Genomic DNA, 20542 nt, shown 5'->3' with positions numbered 1-20542 from the left:
TACTCTCTTAGCCCTTTCAATCCTTGGTCACATAGAACATGTGGGCGATCCAGATAGCAGTTTTTCAGGACCTATTCTCAGCAGCCTGAGCTTTCACTTTGCATTAGCCACCCTCACCTTAGTGGGGCCTGCGCGAGCAATTCTACAAGATGGCTGGCAGGGAGCACGTCGTGCCCGTCCTAACATGAATACTCTAGTGAGTATTGGTGCTCTGAGTGCCTATACCGCTAGCGTTGTGGCCTTAGTCTTTCCAAAATTAGGCTGGGAGTGCTTTTTTGATGAGCCCGTCATGTTGCTCAGCTTTATTTTGTTAGGGCGTACGTTAGAAGAACGTGCTCGCTTTCGAGCCACTGAGGCTCTTCGTAGTTTGATTGCACTGCAACCCCAGGGCGCTCGCCTGGTGATAGGTGATTCACCAGGCGACAATGTCGAGATTCCCATTAATCAAGTGCAGGTCGATGACATCATCCAAGTTTTGCCTGGCGATAAAATCCCAGTAGATGGGGAGATTGAGGCGGGGCAAACCACCATTAATGAGGCAATGGTCACTGGAGAAGCATTGCCTGTCATGAAGCAGATTGGTGATCCCGTAATCGGCGGTACCTTAAACCAGTCGAGTGCGATTTCTATTAGAGTCAGCCGCACTGGCTCAGATAGTACCCTGGCCCAGATGGTCAGTCTGGTTGAATCTGCTCAAACGCGTAAAGCCCCCATACAGGGCTTAGCAGATACCTTATCCGGTTACTTCACCTATGGGATTTTAATCCTCGCTCTACTGACATTTTGCTTTTGGTACGGCGTTGGATTTACCATCTGGCCTGATGCGATCCAAGCGGCTCTCAATCCGCAACATGTCCATCACAGTCACCTTGTGATAGAAACTTCAAGGCTGTTGGTAAGTCTGAAATTAGCCATTGCCGTTGTGGTGATCGCCTGTCCCTGTGCATTAGGATTGGCTACTCCCATGGCGATTCTAGTGGGGTCTGGCATTGGAGCCCAGAGGGGGTTATTGGTGCGTGGTGGTGATGTTCTAGAAACGGCCCATCATTTAGATACCATCATTTTTGACAAGACCGGCACCCTGACAACAGGGCAGCCCTGGGTGACTGACTGCATTAGCTATGACGCCAGCTTGACTGAGGATGATGTGATTCGTCTAGCAGCTAGTGTTGAGCAAGGAACCCGCCATCCTTTAGCCGAAGCCATTCTCAACGAGGCTGCTCAGCGACAGCTTCCTTTAACTAACGTGACAGATAGCGCAACAACTCCGGGACGTGGAGTTGTTGCACAGTTAGGCAATCAAACGCTCCACCTCGGCAATGCCGCCTGGTTAGCTCAAGCTAATATCGCCACTGATATGGCTAGTGATGTTGCCAATACCTTGAGTGTTGAGGGTAAAACTTTGATTTATATCGCTGTTGATCATCAATTGGTGGGCCTACTGGCCGCGGCTGATCGCTCCCGTGAGGAAGCCAAATCAGTGATTGAACAACTCCACCGCAAAAACCTTCAGCTCCAGCTCCTGAGTGGTGATCGACCAGCCGTTGCCCATCGATTAGCCATGGATGTAGGGATTGCTGTGTCAGAAGGCAGCATGACACCAGCCGACAAAGTCAATGCCATTGAAAAGCTACAGCAAGCGGGGCACTGTGTTGGCTTTGTGGGTGATGGCATCAATGATGCGCCTGCCCTGGCCCAGGCTGACGTCGGTATCGCCATGCACTCAGGCACTGACATTGCTATGGAAACCGCTGATGTTGTGCTGATGCGTGATGACCTAAACGATGTGTCAGCTGCCCTGGAACTCAGTCGCAGCACCTTTAATAAAATTCGTCAGAACTTAGCCTGGGCCTTTGGCTATAACCTGATTTGTATTCCCCTGGCGGCGGGCATTTTGTTGCCGAACTTTGAAATTGCCTTGAGCCCTGGCTATGCAGGTGGTTTCATGGCGTTTAGTTCGATTAGCGTAGTGCTTAATTCTCTGCTGTTGCGCTGGCAGTTAAGGGAGAGTGTTTAATATCGAACTCAAACCGCAATTTTTTGGCCTTACCAAAAATCCGTCACCCGATACCCTAAGGATCCCAGCATGTCACGTAGCATCGGCATACTCAGACCGATGACATTGGTATGGCAACCCTCTAGCTTTTCCACAAAAAAGCCACCTTTGCCATCGATGGTAAAAGCACCGGCACAATGCATTGGTTCGCCTGTGGCCACATAGTCCTCAATTTCGCGATCGCTAACCCAGGCAAAATAAACCCGAGTCACCTGACATCGAGTTAACGTTTTCGCTGCCTGCGGAGATATTAGTGTGTGGCCAGTAAATAACTCGCCCACTTTACCGCGCATCTTCCACCAGCGTTTGACAGCATCTTCTGGTGTTTCAGGCTTACCGTAAATGGCCCCATCAAATGCTAGGACTGAATCGCATCCTAACACCACTGCATTTGGAAACAAAGGCGCGACAGCTTCTGCCTTGCCCAAGGATAGAGCCTTTACCAATGCACCTGGCTCACTTAGGGTAATTTGATCCTCATCAAACTTGCTGGGGGATACAAAAGGCTGAACCCCGGCATTTAAAAGAAGCTGACGTCGTGCTGAGGAGGCTGACGCTAGGACAAACTGAGGAGCAGACATTGTCTAGTAAACCGAGAATGACGCTACCGACTGAGTGATTGAATTCTTAAGGCGCTTCCAGCGAGCTTCGGGAACAGATGCATTAAATGTAAATAGCTGACCACGACGTACGATGGCACTAGCTAGATTATGGCGTTGCCCTTCGGATGTGGTCGCTAAATACTCCAGAATGTAATAGATTTTACCCTCGTCAGTCTCTATATTTTGAGCATTAATAAGTTCCACATTGCGACTATCACCAGCCATCTCTGTGATGCTTTTAGATAACTTGTAGCCAACTTCAGTGGGGCCACCCAATTCTTCCAGGGTTTTGCCCTCTGCCACTGGGCTCACAACGACGCTAACGTTCTCAGTTACGTTAATGATGTCGTGAAATACAACATCTGGTCCACCGGATACCTTAACTTCTACCCAGCCAGTTGGATAGCTGAACTGATAGCCCTGATAGCTATTAACGTAGTTCAGCAAACTCACAGGAGCCGAACCGCTACAGGCCTGGAGGCCAAACATCGTGGCAAACACAATCATCAGAGCAGCTAGTCGCTTTAGCATTGGGAATACCAGTTAATTAATGTAAAAAGAATTGACAATTTCCATTGTCGCATTTTGTGGAAGGTCTTTGTACCCTTTGCAGGGGGAGCATCGTCCCCTGCTGTTGAGTCAATCACTATACCAATGCTAATGCGGTTGAGTTCAATGAATTGTATTCTTAATGCTTTGATAATTGCGAATGTTGGTGCCCAAGAGATACTTGCGATCTTTCCCAAGCTAGTTGAGGGCAGTGAGCATTCTGTTGTGAGCACTAAAAATAACCTGACCCGTCTAAGTCCATTGGAGGTCAAACTCCGCATAGGAAATTTACCAAACTGGACAACAGATGGCAACACATTATTCTATACTCGAACATTTGAAGATTTTGTTGCGGCAATCACGTTTGTCAACAATTTAGTTGAGCCTGCTGAACAACTTAATCACCATCCTGATATTAGTATCAGCTACAACCGAGTTTCACTGGAGCTAACGACCCATGATGCTCAGGGTTTAACAGACTTGGACTTTCAGCTTGCCCGACAAATCTCTCAACTTTAATCATTATCGTGATTGTGTCCTTGAGAAGCCATGGTTTTGCTCGTTTATCTACTTTGGTCTAGCCTTTAATAGGAGGCATTCTTATCCCTTGTCATGTGATTGATACAGACTTTGTTAGAAAGCTAGACATTAAACTTAAAATGTGACTATTGAGCCCGTTGCTTAATGTCTTCTTCTATTGATAGTCGGACTTCTTGTTGCAGCCGCTCAAGGACAGAATCTGTATTGGCATTTTCTACAATAGTGTGCATCAGGGTCTTAATGCCTTGAGGTCCCCAAGAACAACCTTGTTCTAGATAAACACGGGCAGCCTGGCCAACAGCGTAAGTGCCATAGCCTGCCGCTGCCGCTTGGGCTCCCATTGCGCCAGCATAGGCGGTTAATCCAGCAGAGCCATCGATCATGCTCCATAGGGCAGCTCCACTTTTGCCAAGACCTAGGAGCAATCCGCTGCCTAGTTCACTTAAAAGTAGTGTGCCAGAACTGCGGACAATTGCTTGCCATAGTTTGCTAGCTTCAAAACTAGTCATGGGAAAGCCGTAAAGTTTGGCCAAGTTACGGATCATAACCAGGTCAGAGGCCACACCGCCTAGGAGATCCAGCACGGCGACAGGGTTCAAAGCCACCGCAGCAGACTTGTATTTTGCAAATTGCAAGATGATGTTATCGGCTGCAGTCTGGTTTAACTCTGCGGTTGCTTTGGCTAAGTTGGTGTTGACTTGATTTGCTTGATGCAAAGTATTGAGGGCGACTAATGTCGGACCTTCCGCTTGAAGAAGATCGATCAGCGCTGTTGTGAGAGGCTCAATTTCTGGTGCAGAGGTTTCCCATTCTTCAGTGACATGACCATCTGGCCACTCTACACGCACCTTCAGAGGGGCAGGGTCTGCAGCCACCAGGATAACGTCGTCTACGATGGGAACGTCCGATGATTTAATGGTTGTTGTGTCATTGGTCTCGTCTCTAGTGTCTTCATCAGACGCTAGTTGACATTTAAGGTGCTGGAGATTGTCGTAAACAGCCTGACGGTCTATGTCTGGATAGAGATCCGTTTTATTAAAGACTAACAGCAATGGTTTACGGGTTTCGTGCAGCGTTTGTAGAGCTGTGTACTCAGTGCGTGTAATATCACCTGCCACTACAAATAAGATTAAATCAGCTTGTTGGGCCACATCTTGCGCGACTTGTCCCCGTTCAGCTCCTTCTATTTCATCTAGGCCGGGCGTATCAATGAGTTCGATTTTGAGAGTTGTTTCTCCCTCAGATGTGGACGGTGTCCAATAGAGAGACCGAGGCCATTGGGTAACACCATTTAGAGGCCCTGTTTCAAGGATTTTTTCGCCGATCAAAGCATTGAGTACAGCTGACTTACCGCGACTGACTAGACCAAATACGGCGACCCGAAGTAGGGTGCTATCTAGCTTGTTTAATAGGGTTGTCAGCTGATCAATACCGGCCTTAACGGCAGCCTGACGTTTGAGTTCGTCGGCATCGGAGCGAGTTAGCTCTAGCTGTGGAATATAGCGATCAATTGTTTGTCGCAAACTGTCGCGGGCCCTCTCGACAAGGGGCTGGACTGTAGTCTCTGCAATCCTCTGGGACGCAGTGCTGACATTAGTAAATGTTTCCTGAATCAAGGCGGGATCGGTCATGGTTTGGGTGTGCTTAGAGCTGAATGCTCAGGCGAAAAGTGATATTTGGGCAACAGGATTTTTAGCTTTATCCCATTGCCCACTACCCGTCTTGTTCAAACTTTCTAGCTAGCGACTGTGCTTGCTTTTGGTAGGTGAGGTAGGGCCTGGGTCACAAAATCCTTAAGAGCTAAACTCTGGCGAGCTTGCTGGAATAATGTTTGTAGACGGCTACCCAGTCCTTCAAAGTTAAGCTCGGTAGTGTCTAACAAGCTTTGTTCTTCGAAGTAGTCAATCAGAGTCAGGCCAGCTAGACGGGTGAGATACGCGGCACTGATACCCTGCACTGCTCCACCAGCCAGGTAGGTAGTTACATGACTTTTGAGGACTGTTCCAAGGGCTTGAGAGGCTAGTTCGACCAGCCCCAACTTGACGGTTAATTCAGCGATGGTACCTGCAGCGGCCTTAGCCTGATCCATGGAGAATTTTTGACCATAGATAGTGCCGATGTCTAATACGAGCTGGCCATTGATGGCAGCTGTCGCCAGCAGGTCCACGGTGACTATTGGGTTGGCAAAGGCCGTACCGGCTGCAATCCACTGCATTTTCTCAATGACGGGCATTGCTTTTTGGCGACGATACTCGTTTAGGGATGCGGTAATACGCTGTTGCAGTGCTTTTGTCTGACGCAGGGTGGTGGCCATCACTAAAGAGGATGGTTCAGCGGCAAAGCTATCGAGTTTTTGGGTAAGGGCCTCTAGATCGGCAGCAGACTGCTCAAAAAATTCAAGAATTTCGCCTGACTCGGCATGGCGGCGAACTTTGATTGGATTGGGATTAGCTGCGATCGCAACCGCTTCCACATTGCGTTCTGCCACCCGCCCCTTAATCCGATCCAGCACCACTGCCTGATCCATGGGGGTATACTGGTCTTGCTTATTCAGCACCACTAGCACTTGATACCCTCCAGAAACCAGCGTTTCTAGGCGATTTAGCTCTGAAGCAGTCATATCGCCTGCAATCACCAAAAGCACTAGATCAGCATCGCTGATGTCATCGGACGGTTCAGTAAAGGTTAATGCTGCTGTTTCAGCGGTCTGTAGACAGGTGAGTAGAGTGGTCTTGCCTGTGGCTTTATTGCCAGTAATCGCAACCTTTAAATCAATACGCTCTAGACTATCCAGCAGCAGATCATAGTCGGTGCGATAGAGTTCTGCTTGGGCAGCGGCTTGGCTATTTTCAGTTAACAGTAGCTCAATGAGTTGATCGGTGCGGTCTAGTGCCTGGTCGATAGCATCCCGCTGAACGGTGACCTGTTTGGGAATAGCTGGAACCACACTACGCTGACGTTGCTGGCTGAACCACCATACTCCTGAACCAAGTGCGATCGCACCCAGTACTAATGACCCGTCCATGGGCATGTGATGCACGACATCCAATAACCATAAACTGGCGCTGAGACCTAAACCACCAATCAGAATAGGACGCTTGATTGCGATATCCATAAGTCCCTATACCCATCCGTTGCTTCTACTACATTTTATAAAGAGAGTGGGAGTTCACCAGGTGGAAAACCCCACAGAATTAACATAAGCCTTAAAGAACAGCCAATCAGCGGTGTGGGTTCTACCACCATGCTTGACCCTGCGTTGTTTTTCTATTCGGCTAGAGTGCTATAACTCAAGTACAGGCGTTTTATAGAGTTACTGCCATGGCTGATGGGGCTTGCCTAAGACAGGGGTCGTTGCTTGGCCGCTTAATATTGGATTATGACACTACGGACGAGCTAGGAATTGTGGATAGCTTACTCGTGGATTTGAACCAGGGCAAGGTGGTTGCTCTGGTGTGTCAAGGACCCGTGTGGCAGCGCCAGCGTCCAACCTATAGCTGGGAACAGATTGTCAATATCGGTGCCGATAGTATTGTGATTCATGGCCGTGGGGCTGACATGGCTCAATCGGCGGCTCAAGCCATGGTCGGTCTGGAGGTTTGGACGGATATGGGTAACTGTATTGGCCAGATTGTGGACTATCGGTTTGAGCGTAGTGGTGAGGTATTGCAGTATCTATTTGCCCAGCCAGGGCAGTCGGGGCTATATGGGTTAGCACCTGAAGCGATTATCAGTGCTGGTCGTAAGCGAATAATGGTGTCGGCTCAGGCAGCAGAGCAGGCTGAGTACTTGGCTGATGAAACTGTGCCCATGGCTGAACAGGGGTGGCAAACAACGGCTCAAACGACGGCTCAATCCCTGGCAGACCAAGTGCAACAGCGAGCCCAGGGATGGTCAGACTATGCCCAGGAGCGTTGGTTATCTGACGATGTAAATGAACAATTACGCTCCACGGGTCAACAACTGCAAGATAGAACTCAGGGGTTGCGATCGCAGTTTAATCAGCAGGTCTCCAAAGCTAAAAAACGAATTGCCCCTTTGAACAGAGCGCTGGAAAACACGGTTGAGAACGCCCTCGATAAACTCAGTGATTCGAATACTCAAGCAGATCGTCCTGCTATCGATCTAGACACATTTGAAGTGTGGGAAGACGATGATTAATTAAGCAATGGCGCGGTCATCTGGTCTGGACGTTCGCTGATGATGAAGACTCATAACTGAGTCAAGGTCACTAAATGCGCCGGAGCGATCCCCTCGATCAAATCGGATCAAGCTCCGGTTAATGTAGGCATCTGAAAACTGAGGCTGTAGCTCTAAGGCTCGGTTGACATCAGCTAGTGCACCTTCCGTATCATTAAGACGAAACCGCAGTACGCTTCGTTCATTCAGCGTATGGGCAGCGTCAGGCTGGAGAGTCAGGGCTTTATTAAAATCTGCCATGGCTTTCATGTAGTTTTTGAGGTCCACATGGATCCTGCCTCGATGGACATAGGCATTGGCTAAAGATGGATTCAGGTCAAGCGCCTGATTGATATCCTGGAGTGCACCTTCCAAGTTTCCAAGGTGTTGTCGAATTCCGCCTCGATTACTAAACGCCTCTGCAAATTGGGGGTTAAGTTTAATGGCCTCACTAAAATCGGTAGCGGCCATCTCATAATTGTGGAGATAAAGCCTGACTAATCCCCGATTGTTATAAACATAGGCATGGTTAGGGTCAAGACGCAGTGCCTCGGCATAGTCATTTAATGCTCCACCACTGTCACCCAGGGTAGCGCGGGTGTTGCCACGATTGTTCAATAGCGATAACTTCCCTGGAGCCGGACTATCGTGGAGCGCATTGTGTAACTGCTTTAATGTTTGAGGATAGGCTTCAGGTAAGGCAGGGTTGAGGTGTAGAGCTTCACAATAGTCTGCCATTGCGCCTGCATAATCCCCCATTTCTGTACGCAGGGTTGCTCGATTGTTATAGGCATCAGCCAAGTCTTTATCGAGGTCAACGGCTTGATTAAAATCGGCTAGAGCCTGCCTATAATCAACCTGGTAAAAGTAGGCTAAACCACGTTGGTTGTAGGTTTTCGCACAGTGTGGATTTAGGGCTAGAGCTCGATTCAAATCATTAATAGCCCGTTTAAAGTCACCGCAGCGTAGCCAGGCCACTCCCCGCCATAGATACCCACGGGGGAAATGAGGCTGTAGCCTGAGGGCATAATCAAAATCCCGCACAGCGCCTGCATAATTGCCCACATCCAGCCTGAGCAAACCGCGATTGCAATATCCTCGTGTAGATAGAGGTGTTAGCTGAATCCCATGCTCAAAGTCTTCTAACGCGGCGTCTGTATGTCCCAGTTTGCGCTGGGCATTGCCCCGATTGAGATAAGCTGACGCGTAGTCAGGTGCCAGATGGATTGCCCAACTAAAGTCTTCGATGGCTACGGCATAGTCACCCATAGCATAATGGGCACATCCCCGGTTGAAATAGGCCTTAGCATAGTTGGGCAGAGACTCAATCACAGTATTAAAAATTGTGATCGCGCCCAAACAGTCTTGTCGCCTTGCCAAGTCAACTCCTTGATTCAATAAGTCTTTTGCAGTCATGCCGCCCCACACTCACCAAATATTTGGATATGTCAATCACAATTTGATACAGCAAACTTAGACACACCCAAACAACAAATAGCAAACTCACAGAGTAAGTTTTGTATCTTCCTCTATTTCTATATTAGGGTTTAACCGTAGTGCATCTGGAAAATATCTACATACTCAAGAGAATTTTCAGATTCACCGTATTCCATTGCTGTCTCTTGATCTTAAGATGACTAAGACTGGCTCCATTGTTTGGGGTTATAGAAGCATAAATGTATCCACTGCTGATTAGCATCGTTGCCATCAAGCCAACTCTGTAGCAATTGGTAATACAAGCCTCGATTATAAATATAAGAAAATCGACTTAATAGTTTATGAGCTTCTGCTATTAGCAGTCGTGATCAGGGCTAGCTCTGGTTTGAGATAGCAAAAAACCGCTTGCCATCATTAAATCGCGAGCGGTTGAAGAAAAAATGCGTGTGCAAATTTCCAGATTATTTTACTTGTGTTGTTGTTAGATCATGCTATTTACCATTTAGGATCCCAATCAACATATTTAAGAAGATTCTGGTTGTGAGGGGCAAAATAAGCGGCTAGTTTTTTATATGTTTCAGGTGGCATCTTCTTTTGATAACCTCCAGTATTCATTGGCTCTAAGTCAATCCTTTTAAATTCCTTCAGTTCTAGAAAATGGGTTGTTTTTGATAACACCTCATGGGGATTGGAAAACATATCTTCACTGCGAAGAATCAGAAGTTTTTCCCTAGAAAAAAACTTTAACCAATGCTCTATCTGTTCTGTATATCTACCTCGACTTAAATATGAGAACCAAGCTAATGGGCTATGCCAAGAGTATTCATCTCCTTGGGTTTTAAGATGTTCTCTCTCTTGCCCCAGTCTATCTTCCTCAGCCTCGATAGCATCAAGGAAGTTTAGCGTTTCATGACCATGGCGAATACTCATTTTCCAATGGGAGTAGGCCCGATTAATTGGATTTCTCAAAATAATGAGAAATTTTGCATCTGGCAGGGACTTCGATATCCTATTGGGGGCTAAAGGGTGAAAAAGATACTCAGGTGTAGCTTCGCCTGTCGAACGTATATTAGAGAGCTTATAGGAGATTTTTAGTGGGAAATGAGCCCGATACCAATCTAAGTAATGTTGGTGATGCCAATCGAAATAGTGAACTTCTTTTGTGATTTCTGGGGCAAAGCCAATCTCAGGATGTTGCTGGAGATAAAAGAAAAGAGATGAGGTTCCTCCCTTTTGTGCTCCTATAATTAACCAATCTGGCAGTGCTCTCCATTTACTCGTAGCCTGACCATAGTCCTTTAATACTTTTTTGACAGGTTCCTTAATAGGCTCTGGGACATTTTTCCTCAGAAATGCTCTAACCATAATTACAAATAACTTATCTACAGGGGAAGCTTTTTGAATTAAAACTGGCAGTGCGTTTTCGAGAATCAGAGAATAGAGTTTCTTGGTTAGCTTCTTTACAAGAAAATATTTCTGATAAGGCCTGATGAATTGGCTAAGAAGCGATTGCTGATTTAGGGGATGAATTGGTCTAGGGCCATTGCTATCTGACCGCATCTCACAACTAAAATTATCTCAAGGATAAGCAATGCCGCTAATAATATACCTTAGAGTTGAGATGTAAGATACATTAATACCTAGATAGAATATTCAAAAATCTCCATATCTTTTTGATATTTTTCTGCCAAGAAATTAATGTCATCTAGACTAAAATACTTTCGCCATTCCTTATACTTACGTTTTGATTTGTTCGAATGGGGTAATGATGTAGAAAGTCCGACTTTATCACAAATAAATTGCCAATCTTCAGATATGTCTTCTAAGCGACCGACATAATCAACGATTACATTCTCACGACTTGAATCTGTAAGTTGATCAAACTGAGGCATGGTGCCATAAGATTGCCAAGACCCTTCTGAGTGAATAAAGTCAGATATATTATTAGTTTTTATACAATCTGTAACTCCGGGCCACCTAAACGCATCATATAGCTTGGGTATACGGGTTAATGGCTTTGGTAAGGTATGGATCTGGTCGGCGTAGTACATCAATTTAATGGCCGAGCCCCGATACTTCCCCAAATAGTGTGTTTTAAGATATGCATAATATGAAACCATGCGATCAATCGGATGTCTTACGATTGAAAACGTAAAATATTGATCCCATAATTCATCGCCTATCACATTTTTAATAGTAGCTGCAGATGAATGCTTATATATGCCAAACTGTTTTTCGTAGGATCGCTGTATTAGTTCACCATAGTCAGTACTGCCTAAAATAATGTCATTCCACTGCATATCAGCAGCTAAAGCACGTTCAACACTCGTGCCTCCACATTTATGTAGGTGAATAAATACAAACTTCTTGCTATTAGAAATAAATGCCATTGTTACGCAATTTCAACTTAAATAGTATGGCTAGTGTGGCCCTAATACTCTGTGGCGTAAGTTTGCCCACTATCAAATGTGGATGAGTCGATGGGTGGATGCAATAGCTGCCAAATTTCTGCCATCGGGTACTAGAATATGGCTATTGATAGTAGTCTTTATACCAAGTGACGAAGTTCTTGATACCCTCTTCTAAGGGGGTGTTGGGAGCAAAGCCCACATCTGCCGTAAGTTCAGCTACATCGGCATAGGTTGTAGTGACGTCCCCTGGCTGCATGGGCATCATTTCTTTGACGGCAACTTGCCCAAGCACCTTCTCAATGACTTCAATGAAGTGCATCAAGCTGACAGGGTTATGGTTGCCAATGTTATAGACTTTGTAGGGAGCGGCAGTGTTAAATTCTTCGTCAGCGAGAGGGCTAGGTAGATGGTCCATGACTCGCACAATACCTTCTACTACATCGTCAATATATGTGAAGTCTCGCTGCATTTTACCGTGGTTATAAACCTGAATAGGGCGATTGTTTGCGATCGCATCAACAAACTTAAAATAGGCCATATCAGGTCGACCCCAAGGCCCATATACCGTAAAGAAACGGAGCCCTGTCGTGGGTAAATCATACAAATGACTGTACGAATGAGCCATTAGCTCATTGGCTTTTTTGGTTGCTGCATAAAGGGACACTGGATGGTCCACATTATCAGTCACAGAAAATGGAGTTGTTCGGTTAGCACCATAGACTGAACTGGATGATGCATACACTAAATGTGCCACTTTGCTATGGCGACAACCTTCCAAAATGTTGACAAATCCAATTAGATTGCTATCTGCGTAAGCATGAGGATTTTTTAGAGAATATCTAACCCCAGCCTGTGCTGCCAAGTGAATAACTCGATCAAAAGACTGTTGTTGAAACAGATCTTCCATCCCACGACGATCGGCTAGATCAAGCTGATTAAATGTAAATGAAGCATGGGGTAGAAGTTGCTCCAATCGATCTTTTTTTAAGGAAGTATCGTAGTAGTCATTAAGATTATCGATGCCATAAACACTGTGCCCAGCCTTTAAAAGTTTATTAGCTATAAAATAACCAATGAAACCAGCTACGCCCGTTACTAAAACATTCATGCTAACTATAAAAATAAGTATTTAGACATACAATGCAACACAAGAATCTTGAATTGCTGTTGCATCGATTTCCCGTAAAGTAAGGGATTGTAACCATCCTAGCGTACTTCTCTTATGATTCATGTGTCTTAATACACGAGAACTGTTTTGAGGGCTAGGAGGCTACCTTCTGAGACGATGACTGATACACGGTTGAGTATCTGGTCATACGGCGTCTTTGACTTGAACCAGTCAGGTTGGCAGCTACTTCAAATAACCTCTGATATACGTTAATGGGTAGAATCCACAACGCACTAGCTGCAGCTCCGGTGAGAAATGTTCGGAATGGTTCTTCAATCAAGATTGGTGCATATGTAGCGATTGCTCGGCTGAAGAGTTTCATGGCCTGTCCTCCATCTTTCAGCGTTACAGCCCTTCTAGCCAGATGGCGACAATGGTATGCCATGGCAGGTTTTTCCCATTGCTCCATTTCCTCGGGAGCATAGCTTCTAACTTTATTGAGTAAACGCTCCCAGGCCTTCATCTTTTTGGTTAAATTGGCTGAAATACCCTTCGAATTTACCCGATATAAAGTTAAGGGCTCTGCAAGCCCTTCCATAATCCATTTGGTTTTAATGGCGACTCTCATCCAGCACTCTACATCTTGAGATTCTCTAAATGCTTCATCAAAGTAGTGCTCTTCTATAATGCCATCAACTTGCACTGGGAACTTGATATTCTCAAAGACTTCCTTGCGGAAAACCGCTGCAGATCCATTACCGATGGGTGTGCGACATAAGATATCAAGTGGAGTAATTTGGCTAACCTTGGATATCTGATAAATGCCTAACGGTGTGCCATTCTCATCTATAAATGTAGAGTAGCTAAAACTTATGCCAATCTCAGGTCGTTTTTCAAAGTGTTCAACATGGCGTTCGACCTTTTCTGGAACCCAAAGATCATCTGCATCAAGAAAAGCTACATATTCTCCTTCCGCATGGCGAATACCTGTATTACGAGCACCTGAAAGGCCTCTATTTTCCTGCTGAATAATTCTGATTCTGTCATCAGTAAATTGTTGACATATAGTTACACCTTCATCGGTAGACCCATCATCAACAACTATGATCTCCAAATTCTGATACGTCTGAGCTAATGCTGATTCGAGTGCCAGTCGGACATACTTCTCAGTATTATACAGAGGTATAACTATAGAAACCTTTTTCATGTTTTCACTCTTTAGATGACAAGGATGGATATTGAAATTGCCAAGTTGCGTTGGGGCTATCCTAGGCTTGCAAGTCAATCCAAAATTTAGCTCATATCAGTAAACTATTGCCAATGCTGTAGATAGCAGTAGACGATTATATTTACTTACAAGCATCCAGAACTTCAGGAGGCTTAGCATAAGCTTCAGTTACCTTGCTAGTACGACCACTAACCTCATCCAAAATTTTCTCTAAAGAGAGCGCCGCATTCTCATGAGAAAAATTCTTTCTAGCGTATGCTCTTGCATTTTGGCCCAAGCGATTTCGTAATGCCGGATCGTTCCATAGCGTTTGAATCGCTTCCTTCATACTCTGTTTACAACCGGGTTTGATTAACCAACCTGTTTCTCCATGCTTAACATAATCACTCATGCCATAGGCATCAGACACAATTACTGCACGGGCCATCAACATCGCTTCTATCACTGTTACATGCCCAGCCGCTGTAACGTTATCTTTGACTTTTAGAGGTATTACGCTAATCCGACCTTCTTGTGCCAGTTTCCAACAGTCCGCTCTGGTGATACCAAAAGGTGTTTTGACCTGTTTAGGGATGGAAAGATTAGCTAAAGCTACTTTGCTGGATGCAACAACAGTAGGTATGTCAAGCTCTTCAACCACCTCAAAGAAGCAAGGGAAATCGCGATGCGCAGACCCCAGTGCAGCAATAAATGGAGAGTTGTTATTTTCTTCGTACTGAATTTCAATGTCTGGAGCTGCGTAAGGCACAAAAGAAAATCGACTTTTCGGTAAGTTAAAACACTTGCTGTAAATGTCGATTTCCCGATAACTGTGAACTATGAAGCGGTCAATTTGTTTTAATCCGATGCCTGATAACCATTGACGCAGGGGCCCAACTTCGTAGTTTCCAACATTGAAGGTCCAAGCGACAACTGGTTTTTTAGACCATTTTAGGAGCTTTTGTAGGCCAATTACTGTTGGCAACTGCGGGTATGAAGTGATAATTCCGTCGGAATCGCTATTTAAGGCGAGGGCACCATGTTCCCAGTGGCGAAACCACTGGGAAGACGTTGTGTATTTTACTTTTCTCTCATGCCATTTAGTAATGGGTTGTGGCCTAGGGATAAGCTCAAAGTCATATTTCCCTTCAGGAATATGCCCGACTAGCCATCGATTATTGTCAATGTATTCTTGGGTAAAGTAAGGCGCAATGACGGTCCATTTCATACGGCGACCTCAGACATACTAAACATAGTGAACTCTAGTTTCAATTGCACAGGTAAAAGCTAAAATCCGTAGGTAATGGATTTAACTATTCGAGTCTTTACAAAGCAAAATAAGTATTCTTTATGTTTACAGTTAAATTAAAAAGCTTTAGCTAATCAGTAATGCTAAGCTCTTGTTAGGAGAAAGCATTGCGTTCTCTATAAGTATTCTTACTGATTTAGGTGCTTTCTAAAAGTTTAAATAGGTAAACTTTAGATGATCTTCTCTCTAAGATGAGTATTTTACATTGGTATTATTCTACATCTCCTTTTAGTAACAGTCTGTGCAAATTAATGTCAGATTTCTATCTCTTTGACAGAGCAGATTCTGTATGGGGGCTTTTATAAGGTGCAACTTTTCCATAGCCAGAGTCAATCCCTGTGGTGCGAACCTGAGATGCTTTTCTCTCTGCATAAGTTGACATGATTTGTATAGACACCAATGATGCCCATATATATAGTGTCCAGGAATCTTGTTTAAAGAGATTGCTCTCTGTCATGTTACTGATGATAAAAAAGCCCAGGAAAAGAACTGGGAAGATAGCTTCAGTTGTTTTGGTCAGTCGGATTAACTGGAAAGATCTGATCAGGGTAATTGCGAAGTTTGTAAGGAAGAGGAGAGCTCCTATCCAGCCTAGTGATAGAAAAACCTCAAGAAAGCCATTATGGGCATTAGGGACAGGCCAACCAGTTAATTGTCTGACAAGATCAGCTGGTCCACCGTCTGGCCCCCAAAAACCTTGGTATCCATACCCTAAAAACGGCTTTCGAGAGATCATCTCCCATAAAGCGGGCCAAATTTCGTTTCGTCCTGATAAATCAGTACCTTTGCCAAATGCAGAAAGTAACGTGTCTGCATTGGTTTGAAGATAAATAAACCCAAAGGCGACAACGAATATGATGAAGCTAAGGGCAATCACCATCGATTTGTAGTTGAGCTTTAGAGCGTTACAAGCGAAGAAGAGTAGAGCCAACACTACGGTGGCAAATAAAGCAGTTGTTGATTTAGAGGCTACGACCAGAGAAGCCGACAAAATCATTATGCAATTAATAGCTAGCTTGGACCTCCCCTGAAATAAATTTGAGTAGCGAGTAGCGAGTAAAAAAACTGTAGTTAATGCCATGCGAGCACCAAACTTATTTTTATGGCTGTATACTCCTCGCCATGCTCCTGTATGGGGCGGTAAGTGCATCACTCCATATTTTGGAAGCAGCACGCCAAAAAGAACGCAAATAATAGTGTTAATACATAAGGCTATGATCAGAAATCTAAGTTGTTGCTTCAAGCTGAAGCTCAGTGAAAAATATATGGCAACAGCGGTTGAGCCTAGCAATAATATGGTGCGACGTGAAGTGATATTTGGATAAAATGACCATCCTGCTGAAATATAAGCGATGATTAGGAGAATAACGATCAGCAAAAATTGAGGATTAGAACGTAATCGAGCTAATATCAACTTCCAGCGCAGTAGTACGCCTATGCTGGCTATAAGATATAGCAACATGCTAATAGCCGGAAGTAAGAAATTGCTGTTAGCTTGACTGACATCTACAAGTTGCCCCCCTCCGGCTCCATTGGTAATCAAGTTAATAGGATTACCCAGTAGAAACCACAGGGTAAAACACATGAATATGTGTTCTAATGTTCTCGGAATTTTTAGCGTCATATTCCCCTAGGCATTATTCTTTTAAGTGATCACGTTCTTTATGTAAAGTAAATATTTTGATCGTCTTTTAGGTAATCTTTTTAAAATTAAATCTTGACTCTTACTAGGTTGAATGTCATCAGTCTGAGATAAATGAGTATAGTCAGTACAATAAGCTTGGGCTTTTGGTAAATGTTTCGCCAGCTAGAAATAAGTGCTTGATTAATTAAGGATATCCCTACAAACGGTGAAATTTCTAGCCGAAGTGTCTGCTTCGCCCAGTATTGAAAATGAGCTGCTTCGGCAGCACGATAATGCTCATCTACTAGGTTTGGAGCTTCTTTTCGTGCTTTGTCCATTAACTGTATCCAACCTTCTTTCATTTTCATGATATCTGAAGACAAACCAGACGAATGAAGACGATATTGAATTAATACTTTATCAATTCCCTCAATCGTCCAATGACTTTGAAACGCAATTCTAAAAAGTAAGTCAATATCTTCAGAATACTTTATTGATTTATCAAATCCTCCTAAAGATTGAAAGATACATTTTCGTATAACAACATTTGATGTTGTGACGGTTGGGTTTGTATAGAAAAAAGTGTATGGCTGGAGATCTTTAGATATATTTGCCGTTAATTTACCGGTGCTTTTTCCATCAGGATCTATCAGTTCCACCCTTGCAAAACTGACACCTATCTCAGGGTGAGTATTCATGTAGTCAACATGAACTGATAACTTATCTGGTAGCCAGAGGTCATCTGAATCCAAGAATGCTATAAGTTCTGTAGTTGCCAGTTCAACGCCTAAATTACGGGCTGCGGAAACACCACCATTCTCTGTGGTAATAAGACGAATGCGTGAATCTAACTGACAATACTTATTAACTAATGTGGCGGTATTATCTGTTGAGCCATCATCAATGACTAGCAATTCCCAATCTTGATAGGTCTGATCTAGTACAGATTGGATGACTTCTGGTAGAAATCTGGCCGCATTATAAGCTGGTATAACGACAGAAATAGATGGCTTAATTTCCATAATCATATACTAGAAAAAACATGCTGGAATCTAGCATTGCGTCTGTTTAGGAAAGCGAAAGTTTTTCTCGGCCAGAGAATACAGACTTAGCAACTAAGAAGGTGAATATCGGTAAGAGTAATAGATGCACTCCTAAGACTACTCCAGCTACTACGAATATATTGAACTGGGCACCTACAATGACAGAAATGGTAAATATAATCGTGAAGAAAATGTTCCACTTGAGACCATCACTTCCACGGTCTACTGACAAGAGCAACTGCTCTGAAACTAGAGCAAAAGGTCTAGGGATAGCTGACAGGCAAATCATAATAAGAATTGGAATTGCTGGAATCCACTGCTTGCTGAAAACAATAGGGACATAGATCGGAGCCAGGCTGCTTTGTAATAGAACTAGGGGAAATATAATTGCTGCGCAAATTTTGAGACTTCGGATATAGCTTTGCTTCAACGCAGATAGGTTATCCCGTGCTGCACACAGATAAGGGAATACAGAATTAGAAAGCATGTTAATAGCTGTCAGACTAAGCCCTAGTCCTGCATTGAAAGCGAAGAAGTATAAGCCAAGTTGTTCAACGCTAAAGAATCGACCAATGAGTAGATAGTCAATATTTGATCTCAAGTAATTGAGCATTTCAATGCCCAATGTATATTTGGAGAAATTAAAAATTTCTCGCCATCCTTTCAAACTTATTTTCCCACTTGGTCGCCAGGAGTGATTCCTGTTATAGACAATTAAATAGGAAAATTGAGAAAGCATTAGGGCAAATACAATGCTCCAAATACCCATGCCCAATAGTGCAAGAATAACGACCAAAGACTGACTGAAAACGGCATTGATAGCTGTTGCGATCGCACCGATCTTGAGCCTGTTTTCTCGACGAATCAAGGCATCTTGAATCGCATAAAAGGGATTGAGAAGATAATTGCCAGCGGTGACGATAATAGGGAATAATAATTTTTCATTTCCATAAAAAGTGGCAATAGGAAATGCTAGTAGACATTGGAATAAAAAGATCCCAATACATAGAATCCAATTGCTCCAATATGCTGTTTCTACTATTGAGTCAAGCTCTTCTTGCGTGGCCTGAATGATCTTAGGTGCAACTCCACCCTTTTGTACGAAGACGGTAGAAAACTCAGTGACGGCAAAAATGATCGCCATCAAGCCATATTCTTCAGGGGTAAATACACGACCTAAAACAACTACTATGGCGATGCGAATTACGCGTCTGAATATTTGGCTCGCTGTTAGCCAGCCCATATTTTTGACGAGCTTGTCAGAGAACAAGCGCTTTAGTTTTTGTTGCATTATGATGGTGCAAGAATATTTATAAGGCTAACTATAGTAGTTGATGATATTGCTCTCAGCGGTAATATATGGGAAAAGAGCATTGTGTGACATTTCAGAAAAGATATAAACGAGTATATATTCTCAAATAGACTAGCTATCTCCTTGCCCAAGCATTAGTCAAATATTCTAAATAAGAAATTGAGAGGATTAACTAGGCGCGCTGCTAAATCTAAAACTGAACCGCTGGTTGTCTTAGGTACAACAATGACGTCCCCATCTTGAATCTGATAGGTGTCGATAAGGTTACGCAGATCGACGACTTCTTGGACAACTTCACCAGTGTTGTCGTCCATTCGAATAAAGGCAACTTCTTTGAGCCTTGCATCATCGGTTGGGCCGCCTGCGATCGCAACAGCACTAGACAATGAGCTATTAGGCGGTACTGCAACCTCTCCGGGACTCGTGACCTCTCCAACAACTCGAACCCTTACGGTGTCTGGTGCTAGACTGGATCTTGCCAATAAATGATTATCAATGGTTTCGCCTTCTGGTAAGCTGGGAACAAAAACTAAGTCTCCATCTCTAAGCAACATGTCTTCTGGTAAGCTGGCGGACCAGAGGGCATCCCACAAATTAATCTCTGTATTGACTGTTTCACCATTGGGAAGCTCGCGTATAACCACGACATTACGGATGTCTGCCGTGCGTCTCACCCCACCTGCTTCTACTAACGCTTCACTCACTGAAGGTGGCGCGTAAGCTAATTGAGTATCTTGATTAATGTTGGTTGTATCTTGCAGTTGAATAGGGCCAGGACGGTAGACCTCGCCTGATACATTAACCACAACGGGACGAAGTGAATTTAAGGAGACCGAAACGGCAGGATCTACTAGAATTCGGTCGAGGATAATTCTCAACTCTTGAGTTAACTGATCGGTGGTTTTCCCAGCTGCAGCAACCTTACCTACGATGGGTAGGGCAATAGTTCCATCCGGTAATACAGAGAGTGGACCTGTATACTCTGGAAACCCATAAACACTGACTTCGATGCGATCGCCAGGACCTAATAAGTAAGAGGATGCTGCTGTAGATCTCAATGAGCCAGTATTAACAGCAAGCTCATTGAGGTTCGCACGAGTTGACTCATTGGAGGTAGTCTCAAGTGATACAAGAGACTGTGTAGTTTGTGCGATAGTTGGCATGG

17 protein-coding genes are annotated in these 20542 nt (G+C 44.3%); 3 read left to right on the top strand and 14 right to left on the bottom strand.

What is annotated here, in order from left to right; translation table 11 throughout:
• Positions 1-2017: copper-translocating P-type ATPase (locus DXZ20_RS08965; protein ID WP_163703446.1), on the top strand; the 2017-nt coding region annotated here is incomplete at its 5' end.
• 29 nt (positions 2018-2046) lie between these two features.
• Here DXZ20_RS08965 and DXZ20_RS08960 read toward each other — a convergent pair.
• Positions 2047-2637: a Maf family protein gene (locus DXZ20_RS08960; protein WP_163660672.1), complete on the bottom strand. Its 591-nt coding sequence runs from the start codon at positions 2635-2637 to the stop codon at positions 2047-2049.
• A gap of 3 nt (positions 2638-2640) precedes the next feature.
• Positions 2641-3189 (bottom strand): photosystem II reaction center PsbP, encoded by a 549-nt coding sequence (psbP, locus tag DXZ20_RS08955; protein ID WP_163660674.1) that lies wholly within the window; start codon positions 3187-3189, stop codon positions 2641-2643.
• Between the two features lie 144 nt (positions 3190-3333).
• Between psbP and DXZ20_RS08950 the strand changes: the two genes are divergently transcribed.
• A complete protein-coding gene (locus tag DXZ20_RS08950; protein WP_163660676.1) occupies positions 3334-3726 on the top strand; it encodes a 4a-hydroxytetrahydrobiopterin dehydratase in 393 nt (130 codons plus the stop codon).
• A 146-nt stretch (positions 3727-3872) separates the two neighbouring features.
• Here the strand turns inward: DXZ20_RS08950 and DXZ20_RS08945 are convergent, their stop codons facing one another.
• Together DXZ20_RS08945 and DXZ20_RS08940 are read right to left on the bottom strand one after the other, a co-directional pair.
• Entirely contained in the window at positions 3873-5378 is a 1506-nt protein-coding gene (locus DXZ20_RS08945; RefSeq protein WP_163660678.1) for a DUF697 domain-containing protein, read from the bottom strand.
• Between the two features lie 104 nt (positions 5379-5482).
• Positions 5483-6862, bottom strand: a complete 1380-nt coding sequence (locus DXZ20_RS08940) for a slr1306 family protein (RefSeq protein WP_163697696.1) — start codon at positions 6860-6862, stop codon at positions 5483-5485.
• A 206-nt stretch (positions 6863-7068) separates the two neighbouring features.
• Here DXZ20_RS08940 and DXZ20_RS08935 point away from each other — a divergent pair, with 206 nt between their 5' ends.
• Positions 7069-7908, top strand: coding sequence for a PRC-barrel domain-containing protein (locus DXZ20_RS08935; RefSeq protein WP_163697694.1), 840 nt, complete (start codon positions 7069-7071; stop codon positions 7906-7908).
• Here the strand turns inward: DXZ20_RS08935 and DXZ20_RS08930 are convergent, their stop codons facing one another.
• The 10 genes from DXZ20_RS08930 to DXZ20_RS08885 all read right to left on the bottom strand — a co-directional run bounded on the left by DXZ20_RS08930 (position 7909) and on the right by DXZ20_RS08885 (position 20540).
• Positions 7909-9342 carry a tetratricopeptide repeat protein gene (locus DXZ20_RS08930; protein ID WP_163697692.1) on the bottom strand — a complete coding sequence of 478 codons (1434 nt, stop codon included), beginning with the start codon at positions 9340-9342 and terminating at the stop codon, positions 7909-7911.
• Between the two features lie 516 nt (positions 9343-9858).
• Positions 9859-10923 (bottom strand): sulfotransferase domain-containing protein, encoded by a 1065-nt coding sequence (locus DXZ20_RS08925; protein ID WP_163660686.1) that lies wholly within the window; start codon positions 10921-10923, stop codon positions 9859-9861.
• An 80-nt stretch (positions 10924-11003) separates the two neighbouring features.
• Positions 11004-11753 carry a sulfotransferase family 2 domain-containing protein gene (locus DXZ20_RS08920; protein ID WP_163660688.1) on the bottom strand — a complete coding sequence of 250 codons (750 nt, stop codon included), beginning with the start codon at positions 11751-11753 and terminating at the stop codon, positions 11004-11006.
• Positions 11754-11895: 142 nt separating this feature from the next.
• Positions 11896-12882 (bottom strand): NAD-dependent epimerase, encoded by a 987-nt coding sequence (locus DXZ20_RS08915; protein WP_163660690.1) that lies wholly within the window; start codon positions 12880-12882, stop codon positions 11896-11898.
• A gap of 154 nt (positions 12883-13036) precedes the next feature.
• Complete coding sequence (locus DXZ20_RS08910; protein WP_163697689.1) at positions 13037-14089, bottom strand: glycosyltransferase family 2 protein; 1053 nt, start codon at positions 14087-14089, stop codon at positions 13037-13039.
• Between the two features lie 142 nt (positions 14090-14231).
• Positions 14232-15317, bottom strand: a complete 1086-nt coding sequence (locus tag DXZ20_RS08905; protein WP_163697687.1) for a glycosyltransferase family 4 protein — start codon at positions 15315-15317, stop codon at positions 14232-14234.
• A gap of 343 nt (positions 15318-15660) precedes the next feature.
• A complete protein-coding gene (locus DXZ20_RS08900; RefSeq protein ID WP_163660696.1) occupies positions 15661-17022 on the bottom strand; it encodes an O-antigen ligase family protein in 1362 nt (453 codons plus the stop codon).
• Positions 17023-17108: 86 nt separating this feature from the next.
• Positions 17109-18044, bottom strand: a complete 936-nt coding sequence (locus DXZ20_RS08895; RefSeq protein WP_163660698.1) for a glycosyltransferase family 2 protein — start codon at positions 18042-18044, stop codon at positions 17109-17111.
• Positions 18045-18090: 46 nt separating this feature from the next.
• Entirely contained in the window at positions 18091-19356 is a 1266-nt protein-coding gene (locus DXZ20_RS08890) for a lipopolysaccharide biosynthesis protein (RefSeq protein WP_163660700.1), read from the bottom strand.
• Positions 19357-19511: 155 nt separating this feature from the next.
• Complete coding sequence (locus tag DXZ20_RS08885; protein ID WP_250564715.1) at positions 19512-20540, bottom strand: polysaccharide biosynthesis/export family protein; 1029 nt, start codon at positions 20538-20540, stop codon at positions 19512-19514.
• Between the last annotated feature and the right edge of the window lie 2 nt (positions 20541-20542).

It is taken from the genome of Adonisia turfae CCMR0081 (genome assembly GCF_011009555.1).
Taxonomy (GTDB): domain Bacteria; phylum Cyanobacteriota; class Cyanobacteriia; order Phormidesmidales; family Phormidesmidaceae; genus Leptothoe; species Leptothoe turfae.
This window is presented reverse-complemented; position numbering and strand designations above follow the sequence as displayed.

Bases quoted from the DNA above. Each gene is read 5' to 3' on its own strand.
- DXZ20_RS08960 (WP_163660672.1), bottom strand. From the start codon at position 2,637: ATGTCTGCTCCTCAGTTTGTCCTAGCGTCAGCCTCCTCAGCACGACGT.
- psbP (WP_163660674.1), bottom strand. From the start codon at position 3,189: ATGCTAAAGCGACTAGCTGCTCTGATGATTGTGTTTGCCACGATGTTT.
- DXZ20_RS08950 (WP_163660676.1), top strand. From the start codon at position 3,334: ATGAATTGTATTCTTAATGCTTTGATAATTGCGAATGTTGGTGCCCAA.
- DXZ20_RS08945 (WP_163660678.1), bottom strand. From the start codon at position 5,378: ATGACCGATCCCGCCTTGATTCAGGAAACATTTACTAATGTCAGCACT.
- DXZ20_RS08940 (WP_163697696.1), bottom strand. From the start codon at position 6,862: ATGGATATCGCAATCAAGCGTCCTATTCTGATTGGTGGTTTAGGTCTC.
- DXZ20_RS08935 (WP_163697694.1), top strand. From the start codon at position 7,069: ATGGCTGATGGGGCTTGCCTAAGACAGGGGTCGTTGCTTGGCCGCTTA.
- DXZ20_RS08930 (WP_163697692.1), bottom strand. From the start codon at position 9,342: ATGACTGCAAAAGACTTATTGAATCAAGGAGTTGACTTGGCAAGGCGA.
- DXZ20_RS08925 (WP_163660686.1), bottom strand. From the start codon at position 10,923: ATGCGGTCAGATAGCAATGGCCCTAGACCAATTCATCCCCTAAATCAG.
- DXZ20_RS08920 (WP_163660688.1), bottom strand. From the start codon at position 11,753: ATGGCATTTATTTCTAATAGCAAGAAGTTTGTATTTATTCACCTACAT.
- DXZ20_RS08915 (WP_163660690.1), bottom strand. From the start codon at position 12,882: ATGAATGTTTTAGTAACGGGCGTAGCTGGTTTCATTGGTTATTTTATA.
- DXZ20_RS08910 (WP_163697689.1), bottom strand. From the start codon at position 14,089: ATGAAAAAGGTTTCTATAGTTATACCTCTGTATAATACTGAGAAGTAT.
- DXZ20_RS08905 (WP_163697687.1), bottom strand. From the start codon at position 15,317: ATGAAATGGACCGTCATTGCGCCTTACTTTACCCAAGAATACATTGAC.
- DXZ20_RS08900 (WP_163660696.1), bottom strand. From the start codon at position 17,022: ATGACGCTAAAAATTCCGAGAACATTAGAACACATATTCATGTGTTTT.
- DXZ20_RS08895 (WP_163660698.1), bottom strand. From the start codon at position 18,044: ATGGAAATTAAGCCATCTATTTCTGTCGTTATACCAGCTTATAATGCG.
- DXZ20_RS08890 (WP_163660700.1), bottom strand. From the start codon at position 19,356: ATGCAACAAAAACTAAAGCGCTTGTTCTCTGACAAGCTCGTCAAAAAT.
- DXZ20_RS08885 (WP_250564715.1), bottom strand. From the start codon at position 20,540: ATGCCAACTATCGCACAAACTACACAGTCTCTTGTATCACTTGAGACT.